The organism is Candidatus Chloroploca mongolica (genome assembly GCF_004762035.2).
GTDB lineage: Bacteria > Chloroflexota > Chloroflexia > Chloroflexales > Chloroflexaceae > Chloroploca > Chloroploca mongolica.
Map to the genome: position 1 here is coordinate 50,159 of NZ_SIJK02000017.1, position 16,693 is coordinate 66,851.

General features: G+C 61.7%; 7 protein-coding genes. 2 read left to right on the forward strand and 5 right to left on the reverse strand.

Translation table 11 applies throughout. The features are described from left to right. Nucleotides 1–479: 479 nt before the first annotated feature. Nucleotides 480–6,389, forward strand: coding sequence for an MIT C-terminal domain-containing protein (locus EYB53_RS11105; protein ID WP_167857352.1), 5,910 nt, complete (start codon nt 480–482; stop codon nt 6,387–6,389). Between the two features lie 11 nt (nt 6,390–6,400). Next, nucleotides 6,401–8,341 carry a type I restriction enzyme HsdR N-terminal domain-containing protein gene (locus tag EYB53_RS11110; RefSeq protein WP_135478256.1) on the forward strand — a complete coding sequence of 647 codons (1,941 nt, stop codon included), beginning with the start codon at nt 6,401–6,403 and terminating at the stop codon, nt 8,339–8,341. 77 nt (nt 8,342–8,418) lie between these two features. Here the strand turns inward: EYB53_RS11110 and EYB53_RS11115 are convergent, their stop codons facing one another. The 5 genes from EYB53_RS11115 to EYB53_RS11135 all read right to left on the reverse strand — a co-directional run bounded on the left by EYB53_RS11115 (nt 8,419) and on the right by EYB53_RS11135 (nt 16,628). Next, nucleotides 8,419–8,955, reverse strand: a complete 537-nt coding sequence (locus EYB53_RS11115; protein ID WP_135478257.1) for a hypothetical protein — start codon at nt 8,953–8,955, stop codon at nt 8,419–8,421. A gap of 650 nt (nt 8,956–9,605) precedes the next feature. Continuing rightward, a complete protein-coding gene (gene ltrA / locus EYB53_RS11120) occupies nt 9,606–11,315 on the reverse strand; it encodes a group II intron reverse transcriptase/maturase (RefSeq protein ID WP_135478258.1) in 1,710 nt (569 codons plus the stop codon). Nucleotides 11,316–11,890: 575 nt separating this feature from the next. After that, nucleotides 11,891–12,544: a JAB domain-containing protein gene (locus EYB53_RS11125; protein WP_254151026.1), complete on the reverse strand. Its 654-nt coding sequence runs from the start codon at nt 12,542–12,544 to the stop codon at nt 11,891–11,893. Nucleotides 12,545–12,886: 342 nt separating this feature from the next. Then, complete coding sequence (dnaN, locus tag EYB53_RS11130) at nt 12,887–14,041, reverse strand: DNA polymerase III subunit beta (RefSeq protein WP_135478259.1); 1,155 nt, start codon at nt 14,039–14,041, stop codon at nt 12,887–12,889. A 385-nt stretch (nt 14,042–14,426) separates the two neighbouring features. Further along, nucleotides 14,427–16,628, reverse strand: coding sequence for a hypothetical protein (locus EYB53_RS11135; protein ID WP_135478260.1), 2,202 nt, complete (start codon nt 16,626–16,628; stop codon nt 14,427–14,429). Nucleotides 16,629–16,693: the final 65 nt, after the last annotated feature.

The window sequence follows — 16,693 nt, forward strand, 5'->3', positions numbered from 1 at the left end:
CGAAGGTGGGCTTCGCATTGCCTAGCCGAGGGCTTGAGCCCCACGGCAGCGGGCGGATATGATCTTTGCAACCGGCTATCGAGCAAGGTATAATCGATCCAGACTGCACATGCAACGCAGGGAGGGTCTGATGCAGTTCACTCCGTCGGGCTGAAGCCCTCGGCTCTGATTGCGAAGCCCGCCTGCGCGGGCTCAACCGGCCACGTACGTGGCCTTGGCCGACGCGAGCCGGGGCGTTCTGGTTGTTGCGAAATGAAGCCGCTTCAGCCCACGAAGGTGGGCTTCGCATTGCCTAGCCGAGGGCTTGAGCCCGGCGGCAGCGGGCGGAGAGCGGAAGGTGGGCTTCGCATTGCCTAGCCGAGGGCTTGAGCCCCACGGCAGCGGGCGGAGAGCGGATGATGTACTGAAAGACTTTTACGCCCACGGAGATGGCACGCACAACGAGTTCCAACTGGCGTAATAACGAAGGATCGCTGGCTATGCATCCCATTGACATCGTCGAGCGCGTCAAGACCAACTACCGTAACTACATCAAGACTGCCTTCCCGGTGATCGATGGCGGGCTGCGGGGCCAGATGCACGAGCGGATCGACCAGGCCAACCTGCTCTGGCGCGGGCCGTACCTCTCGCTGCAGCGGCCCTACCGCCTGGCTGAGCAGTCGCTGGGCGCACAGGCGGCGCATCTCGGGTTACAGCCTTCACTGCTCACCGCTGGTGAATATGGCGCTGAGAAGGGTGAACGGCATTTGCCCTTTGGCGCGTGGACGCTCTTCAGTCATCAGCAGCAGGCGGTTGAGCAGATCCTGGCCGGACATAACACTATTGTTGCCAGCGGCACCGGCTCGGGAAAAACCGAGGCTTTCTTTATCCCGATCCTAAACTACTGTCTCCAGCACCCCGGTCCCGGCATCAAGGCGCTCATTCTCTACCCGATGAACGCGCTGGCAAACGACCAGTACGAGCGTTTTACGCGGTACCTGGCCGGCACCGGGGTCACCTTCGCACGCTACACCGGCGATACGCCTGAGGACGAGAACGATGCCCAGCACAACGATAAAGAATTGCGCCCAGAGCAACTCTGTGCCGAGGCGATCTGGTATCGGCGCGACATCCGCGACCCGGCCAGCCTGCCCAATATCCTGATGACCAACTATGCCATGCTCGAATTCTTACTGCTGCGCAAGTATGATCGCGTGCTTTTCGATCAGCGCCTGCAGTTCCTGGTGCTTGACGAGGTGCATACCTATCACGGCGCACGCGGTATCGAAGTGGCATGTCTGATCCGTCGGCTTAAGGAGCACGTCGATAAGCTCGACGGTGCGCTGACATGCATTGGCACCAGCGCCACAATCAAGGGCGAAGAACTGGCACCAGTGGCACGTTTTGCCGGCGAGCTCTTTGGCGAAACGTTCCAGACCGAGCATATCTGCACCGAGCAGTACCTGCCGGTCGAGCGCGATACCGTTGGCTATATGCCCGCAGCGCCAATCATTGAAGAAGCCGATATCCAAAAGCTACGCGACCTCTCTGACCTGGATCGAGTCTACGACTTCTGTCTTGACCATATCGCGCCCGACGAATTGGTGATCGCGGCGATGGATGCCGTACGCGACCAGGGCGACGATGCGGCGGCTGAGTTCTTGGGACGGATACTGGTCGGTAATGCGCTCTTCCGGGCGATTGAGCAGATCCTGGTCGAGCCTTGCTCGCTGGACGAAGTGACAACCTTCTTGCAGACCGGGAGCACACCGGCTGAGCAGCGCGACGGACTGCCCCGTGCGCATGCCCAGGGAGGTTTGCGCGCTGGCTGCGACGAGCTCTACCTACGACGCGAGGTTGAGGCCTACCTGTTGCTGGGTGCCAAGGCACGCACCAATGGACAACCGCTCATCCGGCCCAAGGTGCATATTTTCTGGCGTGGCTTGCAGGGCTTCTACCGCTGTACCAACCACAGCTGTGGAACCCTCTATACCGAGTATATTGATCGCTGCGAGCGGTGCCAGGCGCGCTGCCTACCGGTCGAGGTCTGCCGCAACTGCGGCCAGGACTTCTACCGTGCCTATGCTGATGACCCGGACCTCGATCTGGAGCCGCTGATTGCCAAAACAAAGCGTGATCGTCAACGCGCTGAGCGTTTGCCGAACACCTTTCTGCTTGCCGATGAGTCGCGTGGCAACGATTTTCCGATCCACTTCACCTATCGACTCTACGACAATAGCGAGACGAGTGACGAGGAGAGTGAGGAGGGCAGCGCTGAGCGTCACAGCCAGGAGGTGGACGTACAATATTGCCCAGGCTGCGGCAAACTCTATCGCGGCAAAGCGACGCGTTGTGACTGCGTCGGAAGCGCCGATCCAGCGCTCCAGCTTGCCGCCCCCAACGTCTACCTGGGCAAGATCTTCAAATGTCCAGCCTGCGAAGGCACCTACGGCGGTGGTGCCGAGGTGGTCACCCCGCTCCGCTCAGCCACCATGGTCAGCATCAACATTCTGGTCGAAAGCATCTTCCAGCACCTGATGCCGCAACAGCGCCGACTGCTCGTCTTCAGCGACAACCGCCAGGACACCGCCTTCCAAGCCGCCTACCTGAACCACAAGCACGGCCAATTCATTGGCCGCCAACTGATTTATCAAGTGTTGCAACAGGAGCGTGGCGCGGGCGCTGGGCCGGTCAGCTTCGACCGGCTACGGGAGTTGCTCTATAAGCAGCGCATGCAGTATGCGATCTATGCCTCGAAGGCAACCCGCGAGGAGGACGGGCGTGTGAGCTATCTCATGCGTGCCCCCCAAAACCCAGATGATGTGGCGGCCGAGTATCGTGAGATCCAGATGCTGATGCTGAGCGAGATCGCCAAACCCGGCTCGCGGCGGGTCAGTCTGGAGGGAATTGGTCTGCTTGGGGTTCAATACTACCAGGCTGAGCAAACCTTACGCGAAGTTGCCGAGCGTGCCGGAGCGCTCCAGAGCAAGTGGCGACTCACTGGCGACGAGCTCTATCATGTGCTGGCAACGCTGCTGAATGAGATGCGGCTAAAGCGGGCATTGTCCCACCCGATGCTGTTGCGCCCGCTCGAGAAGGGTCAGGAGCATCTGTTTGGCCGGGCCAGCCTGCCGGTTGGCTTCACCCTGACCCGCTCGAAGGTTCCTGCTCTACCGTACCGCACCCTGGGCTTTACCTCGATCTCCGGTGGCCAGACCTCACTGATGAACTTTGTCGGTAAGCTGGTGGGGCCAGAGAAGGCGCCACAGGCGCTCATGGATCTCACAACCTTTCTCCACGATGAAGGCTTCCTGGTGCAGGTTGATATTGGCGACGGCAAGGCATCGATCCGGGCCAGCATGGTCAACCACGCCCGGATCATGCTGACCATGCCTGACGATCTCTACCGCTGCAACCGCTGTAACACCGTGACCAGTCACAACGTGCGCAACATGTGTGCCCGCTGGCGCTGTGAAGGCCGGCTAGAGCTATTCCAACCCGACCCACAGGCCAACTACTACGTTGACACCTACATGTTCCGCGAACCCTTCCGCATGGTCTCTGAGGAGCACTCGGCCCAGTTGCCAGGCTCACGACGCATGGAGGTCGAGCGCGGCTTCAAGCAGGGCGAGGTCGATGTGCTGGTCTGCACGCCGACGATGGAGATGGGGGTTGACATCGGCGACCTGCCCAGCGTCTTTATGCGTAACATCCCACCAGGGCCAGCGAACTACGCCCAGCGCAGCGGCCGGGCCGGGCGCAAAGAGCGTGTCGCGCTGATCAACGCCTTTGCGCTCGACCGGGCGCATGACACCTACTTCTTCGACCGACCGACTGATATGATCGCTGGAGCAGTCGATCCGCCGGACTTCACCATCGAGAACGAGCGCATCCTCCGTCGGCAGATCAACGCGCTGATCCTGGAGAAATTAGATTTCCAGTTCAAACGGAAGCTTGGTGAGCACTTTCCAGAGGACGAGACGAGCGCATTTGCGCTGCCCGAGGTTGAGCAGGAAGTACAATTTCGGCGCGCCACGATCGTCGATGCCATTCTGAAGGCGTTCAACAAAGATCGCCACGAGCCAGGCAAGCAGCAGGCGCTGGCCTGGTTACACGAAGCGGAGGTGCGCCGGATCGTCGATGGCTTCTATGCCAACCTGCTGGCGACCTTCCAGCCCTGGTTGACCGAGCGCGAAGCAATCTTTCAGGAAGTTGTCGCCGTAAACACCGAGAAGGTTCGCGAGGGACGGCGCAACCCGCGACTGGCGGCACAGCTAAGCGAGCGGGAGCAGCATCTCTACAAGCTGCTCGACCAGACCGATGGGCGCTACCCGCTCTCCTATCTGTCTGACCAGGGCTTCCTCCCCTCGTACGCCTTCCCTGCCGATGCGGCGCGCCTGATCGCGAAGGACGAAGTCAAGCGCCCGGTGATGCGCAGCCTGGATGTTGCGCTGACCGAGTATGCGCCGGGCAACAAGATCTACATGGACAAGCGCAAGTACCAGGTGATCGGCCTGGACTTTCACCGCTCGCCAACACCTGACCTGGGCTTGAGCTACAAGCGCTGTGAAACCTGTGACTACGTGACGTTCGAGCTCGGCGCAACCCACTGCCCGCACTGCAAAGAGATGCTCAGTCCACAGAGCAACAACCTCCTCTTCGCGGCATCGTTTGTTGCTGAGCGTGCCGAGGCGATCGGATCGGACGAGGAATACCGCGAGCGTGCGTTCTATGGCGGGCGCACCTTTCTCCTAGAGATGACGCCGGATCATGAGACACGGGCGATCGCTGGCGCGGCACTAACCTACGCCCGCCAGGGAGAACTCCTGGCGCTCAACACCGGTCTCGCGCGCGAGGATGGCCAGGGGTTCATGATCTGCCGCTCCTGCGGCTACTGGCATGCGCCAACCAACAAGAATCCCTTCGAGGAGCACAAACTGCTCCACAATCGCCGACAAGTCTGTGGAGGGAACGGACAGTACTTTCATCTGGGGCATCGCTTCCGTACCGACGTACTTATCCTGCGCTTCGAGGGTATACCGGAACACTCAGAGGAGCTGTACGCCAGCCTCAAAGCAGCGATCATCGAGGCTGCCAACTCAGTCGTGCAGGCCGAGGAAGGCGAGATCGCTGGCTTCACGCGCACGATCCTTGCAAACGGTCAGCTGCGCCAGGACCTGGTGATCTACGACAATGTGCCCGGTGGGGCGGGCTATGTGCGCAAGGTGGCGACAAGTTTCGGCGAGGTACTGGGCGTCGCACGGGCCCTCCTCGATGGATGCCAGTGCGAGAAATCGTGCTACAAATGTCTGCGCTCCTATCGCAACCAGTTCGAGCACAAGCTGCTCGACAAGCGGCTGATCAGCGGCTACCTCGATCACCTGATCGCGATCAACAGCCCGCAGGAACGGATCCGCCTCGCCGCATTCGGCCAGGGTGCGCAGCGCTACTGTGGGACGAACGCATCACGCTGGCTGCAGCGGATGTTGCGCAGCAGCGGCGGCGACCTCTCCGCCATCTGTGGGCGGGTCACGGCCGAGGAGGTGCTTCAAGCCACTGCGTGGGTGACCTTCCTGTGCACCTACGCCACCGAAAACCCTGAGCGGATCGTGCAGCTTGGACTCGTCGCTGTCCCTCAGTTGGACGAACTGAATGAAGCGAACTTCATGGCCGTCAAGGCGCTGATGGATCTGCTCAACGCCGGGGTCAAACTGATTGCGATCGAACCGGCGGCGTCCGGCACCTGGAACCTTGTTGCCCATGGGGGCGACGCAGTGGGGATCGCGCTCGCAAGCCTGGAAGCATTGCCTGACCTATCCCCGCACTTCAACCACCAGCACCTCGTCTACCACAACGAGCCGACCGTTATCGAAGCTGCGGCGCAGTTTGTCCGCTCACGTCTTCAGACCGGCACACCAATCACGCTGGAAACACTGCAAGCGCCGAAAGCGGATGGCTATCGCGTTCGTGAGATCGCCGACGGCGAGGCTGGCGTCACGTACGAACAGATCTTTGGCGCATACCTCGCCGACGTGACCTGGCTGCGCATTATCGATCCATATATTCGTCAGGCGTACCAGATACGCAATCTCGCTACACTCTTGCGCGAGGTAGCTGTCCCCAGCGGGTGTAGGGTGGAACTGGTCACCATGTACGATGAGAACGGGCAGTACAGCTACTCTGGCGAAGCCGAGGTACGGCAGCGGCTTGACGACCTCAAACGGAAGCTAGCCACACGCGGTGTCACCCTAACCTACACCTTTGACCCAACGCTCCACGATCGCCAGATCGAAACCGCTGACTGGCGGATCGTGCTTGGTCGTGGCCTCGATATCTTCCATCCACCCGAACCAAGCCAGAGCCAGCGCCGAGCGAAGCAGTGTCGGGTGATTTATCTGCGTAAGGGGTGAACGATCAGGCCATGGGTGAGGATTACAAGACCCTCCAGGATTGGCTGGAACGCTATGATGTATCGGAGCTCCACAACGAAGATGATGTGGAGACGAAATTCGTCTTGCCACTATTTCGGATGCTTGGCTACCACGAAAGCCACCGGCGTGGAAAGTACCCGGTTGAGCTATATGCAGGTCGTAAGGGCCGCAAACACGAGGTTGACCAGGTCTACTTTGCAGAGGCGGATGCACATCGACAGACTGCTGGGGCTGCACTGGTTATTGTCGAGGCGAAGCGAGCCGATGAGATAAATCTCGAAGAGGCAATTGCACAAGCCCAATCCTATGGCGAACGGCTTCGTCCACTGCTGCTGGTAATTACGAACGGACTGCGTTTAATCGTCTATCGCCGGCGTCGTTTTGATTCTGATGAAGAGGTCTTTGACCTGCTGCATCAGGATTTCGCGACAGCAGATGGTGCGCAGCGGCTGACCGAACTTCTTCGTTTCGACGTAGTCCTTGCCCAGCACCAGCAATTGAACGACCTATCCCACGAGCGCTATATCAGGCTTGAGCAAGCGCTGCGTGCTTATCCCGATATCCAGGGTATCCTTGCGCAGGGCGACTTTCCCGAGGCGGAGGCATGGGAAGGCGCAGCACTACGGATTAGGCGCCCGAAGGCTCAGATCGAGGGCGAGTTACCGATGTGTCTTGGCGGCGGCTCGTGTGAGATTACCTTCAGCCATATCCTGCGGCGTGGTCTGCGAATTCAGCTTGATCACGCCGCGATCCTGAGCATGCTCATGGTCGGCATCGGATCCGCACCTGCCTGGGATACTCGCCACTTCATCGAGCGTGAGACAGAAGAGACATATCTGGTTCGTCTGGCAAATACTGAGACGCGGCTTTCGGATCAGGAAGCACAGGATCTTTGCTCCTGCATCGACCGTTTCGCTGGAGCATATCGCGCTGCCATGATGCAGGCGGAAGACATCCTCGAGTCCTGGACGTTCCCGATAGCCAGTTGCGAGGGTGATCCTGCCTTCTACCTGACCTCGGTCCACGTGCCATTCTGGAAACAAGTGCGTCAATTCGCGGACGATCATGATTGGCGCCGTGAGGGAAGGAATCCCGAGTGGAGCCGGTTCGAGTTCTGGATGCCTGGATTTCGCCTCGGTCACGAGCGCGGCGATCATGCCTGGATCGGCGCAATAGGCACCCTCGGCTTTGGCTCCCCTGTCGGGTTCGAGTTAAAGCACCTTGTCTACGTGCTGCCTGACGGTCGACCGCTTCCCTCATTGGACACTCAGGAGATAGATTGGCAACAGAACATCGGCCCAAATGGTCAATGGAGCGTTCAGTATACCGATAACTGGCTAACCGAGCAGTTGCTCCCTGAAGTCGCGCAACGATGCCGCACGCAGGGCGAGCAGCCATTGGGAAGGTGCGTACGAAGCCCCATCCGTCACCCCCTAAATAAGCATGCCTATCCTCCCCAAGGAACGCTTGACAACACACGTCAGCTAGTGGCCTACATTGAGGACATTCAGCGCTGGCTAACCCGTTACTCTGCCCGGACGCTCCAAGCCGCTGTCGTAAGGGCACCCTTTAGAATGCTATTGGACCTTGGACGAAATGCCGATCATTCGCACCTGGATCTCCACTATGTCACGAGCAATATGGCGAGCATCACGCCCGACTCTCACACTGCTGCACAAATCGGTGATCCCAACGTGCGATTGAATGACTACTTTCGCAGAGGCGAGATGATCGCCGACGACCTCGACCAGGTGCCTACAGTCTCACCGCGCCTACTCGACCGGGCAATGCGCTCCTTCTCTGCGCTTTTAGATGATGCAGAGATGAATGTGCCGCAGTCCAGCTTGAACAATGCCTGGAAAATGCTCAAACCGCTCTGGAAGCTGGCTCAGTTTGAGCAACGGCATGTGTGGCCGCTTCTGGAAAGGTAAAGGCAAGTCACTTTGCAACTAAGCAGATTTACCTCAAATTTGAGCCGCTGCTTGGCTGCTCCTATACAAGCTCTACATCAATGTCCCAATTGATGCATGTCCTTCAGAAACTGCTTCAGCGTTTGCAGCCGAGCATAAACCGTATCCGCATCGTTGCGCTCAACCTGGAGTACGAAGTATGAGCCGCGCCGCTCATCGAAGTGCGGATAGCGCAGATTGTTGTGCAAGGCGCCGAACTTGATTCCGCCAAGCACATGATCCTGCATCTGCAGCCGTACCTGTTCACGCAGTTCGGTATTGCTACAGACGATCTCCCGCAGAAACGCCAGGAGATCATCAAGGTTGTGCGTCAGCGTGCGCTGGCGGAAGTACTCAGTGTTTGGGTTGACCAGGCCGAAGATGGTGCTCCGCACGTACTTCTCCATCGCCTGAACCAGGAAGGAGATCCCGTGACGGTACTGCCCCTGGCGGATCAGCAGCAGGCCAACCTGCTCGTCTTCCTGAGCCAGAACAAGGTATTCCGCAGCAACATCGCTCAGGCGATGCTCACGACGACCAAGAGAGATGTGGGGGTCAGCCATAGCGCACCTGGCTTTCTGGTTGGGTTTGTACATAAACGAACACATGTCCTGTAGTATACCAGCAAGCCCGCCGTGTGACCAGTCGGTGACCAACAAAAAACGACGCGGTGGCCGGGTGGCCGCCGCGTCGTTGGATTGCTTGTCGGTGAGTTGGATCTTCTACAACGTCCGCAGAGAATCGCCCCAGGTGGGCAAAAACTGGCTGAGATCGGCACGTTTGGGCAGAGATGAGGTCATCGAGGCCGATCCCGTCTCACGGAACGTGCGAATACGGCGATCCCGTCTCACGGAACGTGCGAATACGGCGATCCCGTCTCACGGAACGTGCGAATACGGAGATCCCGTCTCACGTAACTCGCGAATACGGAGATTCCGCGCTGCCCTTGGCGATCACGTCGGTGACCGCGTGGCTCAGTTCCTGCGCTGCGGCATGGCGTTGCAATGCGCCAAAACCGAAGCTCGGTTTGCGCACGTTCTGTGTGATGCGCTTCCATTCCGGAGTTACGCGCGACCCGACAGTTTAGAAGCCAAAGCCTTTGTCGCGCATGGAAAGCCACCGACCCTTGCCCAGAATCAAGTGTAGAGTAGGCGCAGGGCGCGTTGCCCACGTTTCCGTGAGTACGTTTCCCCACGCCCCTCTCCGAACCGGACGTGCGCCTTTCAACGCATCCGGCTCTCCAGTCCTACGGTGTTATTCTGGCGAGTTGGCGACTGACTTCGCTCTGTGGGTCGCGTACCTGTCGATGGCAGGTCGCGCAGAGCGTAATCAGGTTATGTAGCTCGTGCGGTCGTCCCGGCTGGTGTGGCCGGATGTGATGCACTTCTACTCGCCCGCCTTTGCCGCAGACCCGGCACTTCCGCCCGTCCCGTGTGAGCACTTCGTCTCGCACTTCCGTCCATCCTTCGCCGTAGAAGTGTGCTCCTCCCCATTCTTTCTTCCCTGCGAGAGGGTCGCGATGATAGGTGAGGTACACTTCGTTCGTCGCGTTCAGGTACGGATTGGGACGGTGCGCATACCGCATCCGTTCTATCTTTATCTGAACCCCAGGGTGATACAGGGCCATTCCCCCAGCTACCCAGGTGTGATAGGTGTCGGGTTTGCGGTAGTACTGCCTGTAGACTGCTCGTATCCGTTGGCGCGTTTTCTTCTTGAGCCAGATTTCCATTCGTCTGAAGGCGTAGTTGCCTATATAGTCGAAGGTGCTACTTGAGGCTTGATGCCTAAAGTAGTTTGCCCAGCCTTTCAGAAGGTAGTTCATCGCCTTGATCTTGTCCCTGACCGCATCGAGGGTGGTTCCTCGCTTGGTCATGGCCTTGATCTTGGCTTTGAGCTTCATCACGCTCTTCTCGCTTGGCCTGATGATCAAGTCGCTTCTGCCGCGTCTGCGGCTGCTATACCGTTTCACCGTAAAGCCAAGAAAGTCGTACCCTTCGGTGACGTGCGTGATGCGCGTCTTTTCCGCTGATAGTTCTAACCCCAGGTGGTCGCGAAGGAAGGTAGACAGTTCGGCTTTTATCCGCTCCGCCCCTTCCTTCGTCCCATTCCACGCCACAACGAAGTCGTCGGCGTAGCGCACGTAGAAGGCGTTCCCCTCTTTGCGTTTCCGTCGTTTGTTCTTCTCGTTGTAGTTTAGGCCCGTGTAGTTCTGGTGGAACCACGCGTCTATCTCATGGAGGTAGACGTTCGCAAGGAGCGGCGAGATGATGCCGCCTTGCGGTGTGCCTGCTGAGGTTTTCTTGAACAACTCGCCTTCCATGACCCCGGCCCGGAGCATCTGCCAGATGACCCCAAGCAGCTTGTTGTCCCAGATGCGCCGCCGGAGCAAGCGCATCAGGGTTTTATGCTGAATGTGGTCGAAGCAGCCGGTGATGTCTCCTTCGATGACCCAGTACATCTTCTTTTGGCTTGGGGCCGTCATCAAATGCAGGTGGGCCATGGCGGTGTGACAGCTCCGTTGGGGGCGAAAACCGTGGCTTTCCGGTCGGAAGTCGCTCTCGAAAATAGGTTCGAGGATGGCTTTCACCATCAGTTGAACCAATCGGTCTATCAGCGTTGGAATGCCTAGCGGGCGTCGTTTCCCGTTTGCTTTCGGGATATACACCCGGCGTACCGGCTGGTGTTGGTACGTTCCGGCTTTGAGTTGGCCTCGGAGTTCCGCGATGATAAGGTCGCGCTTCTCTTGAGCTGTCCTCTTGCCCATTCCGTCGATGCCAGCGGTGCGCGAGCCGACGTTTGTCATGAGCTTGTCAAAGGCCCATGCCATCAACGGCTCCCAGGTGAGGAGGTCATACAGCTTCGTGAACCGATGTTCGGGCATATCGGTTGCCTTCTTCGCCAGCCTCCGTTGGAGTTCGGAGACCTGCATCCGACACAATTCCGTCGGCATATTCATGTGAATCTCCTAATGGCAACAGTGGCCGTATAACCTGCCGCCCTTCGCCATGTACCGGGCTTTCCCCGGCTCGGACTACTACGGCGGCTCCGCCAGCGTGGGAGTATGTAAGCCGCATACCTGCCGAACCCTTGCGGGTAGCTCCCACGCCTTCCCGTGTTGCGTGTGTAACCGTCATCGCGTGGAGGTAGACGCGCTCTATCCGCCTGTACCTGCTCCTTGCAGGCTCGACAACCTCGGTCTGACGTGCCTACCAGTCAGACCGCGCCCCTGGACCAAAGGGCCATCCCTGTCGCTCGACCAAGCGTTGGGTAGGCTGTCTCTCACCCATAGCTCCAGCATTTGGGGTGAGGTGACGTATGGAGGCGGTTCTACTGAGCGTTCACTTGCGTTCGTCATGTCCACACTCAGCCTTGCGGTCAGGGGTCGGGCTGGATTGCCGCCCGTTTCCGCGTGTTCCCAGGGCTTCAGACCACGGGGGGGTATCGCTCCCGTCGCCTGCCTGGTCAGGCTCAGGCTTGGTAGGAACCTGTCTCCTTTCAGAGCATTGCTACACACACTTCATGCGCGTATTGCTACGCGCACTTGCACGGCGCACGGTCCAGAATGTCCACATCAAGTAGCTTGCCAGCCGCGACGATTTGCCTCGTCACGAGGATGTCTTCGGGGGAGGGATTGACGATCCCGCTGGGATGGTTGTGGGCGACAATCATCGCGGCGGCGTTGAACCTGAGTGCTTCGCGAAACACCTCGCCGATGCGCACCATTGATGCGTTGAGGCTGCCCTGGTAGACGCGGTGGATTTTGAGGACGTGGTTCTTGGTGTTGAGGATCATCGTCCAGAGTTCTTCCTGGTCGAGCAGGCCCATGCGCACCATCAGGAAGGCGGCGGCGTCGGTGGGGGTTTTGACCTGGTCGCGGGTGTCTGGGCGTAGGATCTCGGCGACAAAGGTGATCATGGCCTGCACGTCCTCCGGCACCGCGCCGGTGATCAGCGCCTCCTGCAGATCGCCGTGGTGCGCGGCCAGGTGGCGCAGCCGGGACAGGTCGATGTAGGGGGCCAGGGCTTCACGCACGGCCCCGTTGGCCAGGGGCGGCACGCCGGGTTGGCGGCAGCGGCAGGTGCGGGTGGGGGTGGCGATCGGCTCGACCGGCAGTTCCGGGCTGGGGTCGAGCAGCGTTGTTTGCGTATAGCGCATCGTCTCGTCCTCTTCTTCTTCGTCATGCAAAGACCCCCTGGTGCAGCGAGGCCGTGCCAGGGGGTGCGTGGGATTTCAGGTTCTTCGTGAGACAAACACCGCCTGGTGCAGCGAAGGCTGTGCCAGGCGGTGCGCGGTGAGCGTCAGTGTGTCCGCTGGTGCAGCCGTGGGCCGACGCACGTGAGGGGGGGTGAGGTTGCGATGGGTGAGGGGTCACGTACTGCGGCCGTACGTCGGTGGGTGGTCGCAGTAGGCGGTGTGTCCGCTGGTGTGGCTGTGGGCCGATGCACGTGAGAGGGGGTGAGGGTGCGATGGGTGAGGGGCCACGTGCTTCGGCTGTCCGTCGGTGGGCGGCGTGGTGGGTGGCGCTTGTCAGCGCAGGGCCATCGGCATGATCAGGTGGACGTAGCCGTTCTGGCCGACGGGACGCAGGACGCCGGGGGCTTGGGCGGTGACCATTTCGAAGGCGACTTGGGGCGTGCCGATGACCGCCAGCGCGTCGCCGAGGTAGGTGACGTTGAGGGCGATCTGGCCGCCTTCGCCGGTGACCTGGCCTTCGACGGCGCCGGTGTTCGCGCCGATGCCGGCGGCGTTCGCGCTGAGCATGACTGTGCCAGCATGGGTCGCGGCGTCGACGCTGACGCTGAGCTTGACGACGTTCTGGCTCACGCGGGCGATCAGCGCGGCGAGCTTCACGGCCCGGTTCAGTTCGCGCACCTCGAGGATGGCACGGGTGGTGCAGCCTTTGGGCAGGATGCGGGCGACATCGGGGAACTGGCCGTCGATCAGGCGCGTGGTGAGGGTGAAATGATCGGTGGTGAAGATGGCCTGGGTCGCGGCAGAGCTGCCCGTGGCGGGAGGCACCAGGCTCATGCTGACCGGCGCGGTGGTGTCGCTGAGCAACCCGCCGAGTTCGCGCAGGGCTGGGGCAGGAATGATGACCTCCTGCGGCGTCGCGACGGGTTCGGGCAGCGCGATCTGCTTCACGGCAAGGCGAATGCCGTCGGCGGCGGTCAGTGTTGCCACCGCGTCCTGCAGGCGCACCGCGACGCCCGCGAGCACGGGGCGGGTGTCGGTGGTGGCGGCGGCACAGGCAACCTGGTGGATGGCGGCTTTGAGCGTCGCGGCGGTGAAGGTGACCTGCGGGGCACCGTCTGGCGGCGTCACCGGCACGGTCGGGAACTCCTCGGCGGCGATCCCGTTGAGCTCCGTGCTGAAGCGGCCAGCGGTCACGGTGACGAGGTGGTGATCGGGGTTGACCGCGAGCGTCACGGCGTCGTTGGGCAGGCCCGCGACCAGGTCGGCGAAGAGCCCGGCGGGCAGCAGGACGCTGCCGTCCTGGGTGATCTGCGCCCCAACCCAGACGGTGATGGCCAGGTTGAGATCGGTCGCGCTGAGGCGCAAGCGGCCCTGGTCGGTCGTCAGCAGCACGTTGCTCAGAACCGGGATGACGGCTTTGCCCGGGACGGCGCGGCTGACGTGGACGAGCGCGTGCTTGAGATTCTCCTGCTGGATGACGAGATTCATGGGGGGTTCCTTTCATGATCATGGAGACCCGCCCCCGCCCAGCCGGCGTGGGCCAGACTGGGCGGCGGGAGCGGGTCAGCGGTTCAGAGGAAGGCCAGGGCGATTGCATCTTCCGTGCATGCACCCCACCAGGGCACCCGCAAGGGGTGCCCGTACACCGAGCCCGGCCCCCGGCCCTGTAGGGGCACCCCTTGCGGGTGCCTCGTTGTTGCCGGGCGCCGCCGTGTGCGCCGCTGGTTGCATGCCCATGCTGCCAAAGAGCGCGTATTTTTATCCGGTTTCGTATGATGCAATCGCCCTGAGAGGAAGGCGAACTGGACGGTGGGCGATGTGTCGGCTACAGGAAGGCGAACGAGGGCGAACGAGACGGTGGGCAGATCGTCGGCTACAGGAAGGCGAACTGGACGGTGGGCGGGTCGTCGGTGGTCGAACTGCGCTGGCCCTTCGTGCGCCGCACGAGCACTTCATGCCAGGTCATGACCTGGCCGTCGTGGGCGCTCGGGGCCGTCGCTTCGTCCGTGAGGCAGGGCAGGACGGATGGTTCCGTGGCCTCGTCCGTGAGGCGAGACAGGACGGGTGGTGCCGACCGCGCCGCGACCACGTGCGGCGGCAGCACGAGCCGCCGGGTGGGATCGGGCGGGGCGACCTGATCGGCGCTGACGCCGACGAGATCGCGGGCACCGACGTCCAGCGCCTGCTTGAGCGTGGCCCCCGCCGTGGCGAGCCGGGTGGCAATCGTCGTGCGCGTCGTGACGGTGTCGTCGTTCATCACCCGCTTGGCAAGCTCTTGCAGCAGGGACATGCCAGGATCAATCTGCAAGAGGCCCGAACTGAGGTCGTCGCCGTTGAGCAGCGTGGCGGCCGTGGCCTTGCTGCCGATGATGTCGAGCGCTTGCGCGATCATCGTGTCGTCGTAGCCGAGCCAGGTCACGTGGCAGGCGCGGGTCTGCGTCGGTCGTAAGGCGCGCTTGCGTGCTTGCATCGCCCGGTAGAGGCTGTAGGTCGGCTCGGCAAAGACAATTTCCGGCCAGGCGATCAGGTTCATCCCGGTCTCGACCAGGCCAGGATGACAGAGCACCACATGGGTGCCGTCCTGCGCGCGGGCGGCGAACCAGGCTCCCCGCGCCCCCGGTTTGACCGTGGTGCTGCGCAGGATGGCGACCTTCACCGGCGTGCCGTGCTCGGCGAGCGCCAGATCCTGGATCTTCGCCTGCAGGTCGGCCAGCACGTCCAATTTGTTCGTATGTTCCGCAAAGACGAGCATGCCCCGCCCGGCGCGGGCCTGCGTGGCGGCATGCTCCGCCAACCAGCGGTGGTGGGGCAGGATGGTCGCGGCGGGCAGCGCTGGTGGGCGATAGGCGTCGCCGGTGTGGTTGCTCTGCACCGTGACCGGCTTCCACGGGGCCATCGGGTAGGTCAGGGTGGCCTGGAGATAGCTGCTGAGCGCGTCGTTGCCCCCTGGGGCGGTGATGATGGCCTTGCCGCGCTGCACCAGGGTGGCATACGCGTCGGCTAGCCCGGCGGGCAGGTCAAAGAAGACCACGCCCTCGTGGTAGTCCGGCAGCAGAAAGCCCATCTGGCGCAACAGAATGAAGAGGAACTGGCTCTGCATGATCGCCGCCAGTTCGGCCGTGATGCCGTTGCGCTCCTCGACGCGCACCGTGACGCGTCCGGCTTTGCCACTGAAGGCCTGGGCGTCCTCCTCCACCACCTGCGAGGTGATTGTGTCGATGATGCCCAGCCGCTCGACGAACTCTTTTTCCTCCTTCCAGGCGAACGCGGCCCGGACGAAGGGATTGGCCATGCGTTGCAGCAGCCAGTAGGCCGTGCTGGCTTTGCCGCCGTAGGGACTGCCGGTCAGGCCGAGCGAGCGGTGGGCGTGCGTGATCAGGCGGCCCCAGATGCGGCCCCGCGCCGAGGTGAGCCCCTTCATGCCGTGGAACTCGTCGGTGATGGTGAGGTCAGTGCGGCGAGCGTAGCCGCGGGTCACGATGAAATCCCCCAGCGCAATGCGCGGGTTCGAGGTGGGCCGCTGGCCCCAGGGAATGACCCGGCGCGGTTCGCCCGCGACGCTCATGGTCGCGTGGCCGTGCAGGAAGGCCGGGTCGGTGAAGATGGGCAGGTCGCGGTCGCCGACATTATCCTGCGTGCGGTCAAGCTGGCCGAGCGTGCCGCCACAGAACGGACAAGCCACCATCCCCGCCCGCCGGAGCGAGTCACGGGTGTGGGGCATGCCATCCCGGGTGCGCGCCCGCCGCCCACAATCGGGGCAGAAGACGCCGTCGAAATGCCAGAGCGGGGTATAGTCACCGCCATTGCGCGCTTCACGATGCGCCGTTCCACAGCGGAACAGCTGATCACGACGGATGGTGCGCGCGCTCACGCCCGGCCCGAAGGTCTGGGTCGTGCGCGCGTCGCCGTTGGCCGCCGCGACGCGCTGGGCCTGGCGTGCGGTTGGGGCACCGCGGGCGGTTGGGGCGCAGCGCGCTGCGCCCTTCCGGCGCGCCTGCTCGCGCTGCTTGAGCGCGTCCCACTCGCGGCGTTCTTCTTCGAGCAAGCGCTGGTAGAACCCGGCCCGCCAGGTCATAACCTCCGCATCAGGGCACTCCGCGTCGTCTGCGAACCTGCCAGGCGGTATGCTAGAATGAAGAG

What these genes read in the sequence shown, in the direction of transcription:
- EYB53_RS11105 (WP_167857352.1), top strand. Translation starts at nt 480, where the DNA reads ATGCATCCCATTGACATCGTCGAGCGCGTCAAGACCAACTACCGTAAC.
- EYB53_RS11110 (WP_135478256.1), top strand. Translation starts at nt 6,401, where the DNA reads ATGGGTGAGGATTACAAGACCCTCCAGGATTGGCTGGAACGCTATGAT.
- EYB53_RS11115 (WP_135478257.1), bottom strand. Translation starts at nt 8,955, where the DNA reads ATGTACAAACCCAACCAGAAAGCCAGGTGCGCTATGGCTGACCCCCAC.
- ltrA (WP_135478258.1), bottom strand. Translation starts at nt 11,315, where the DNA reads ATGAATATGCCGACGGAATTGTGTCGGATGCAGGTCTCCGAACTCCAA.
- dnaN (WP_135478259.1), bottom strand. Translation starts at nt 14,041, where the DNA reads ATGAATCTCGTCATCCAGCAGGAGAATCTCAAGCACGCGCTCGTCCAC.
- EYB53_RS11135 (WP_135478260.1), bottom strand. Translation starts at nt 16,628, where the DNA reads ATGACCTGGCGGGCCGGGTTCTACCAGCGCTTGCTCGAAGAAGAACGC.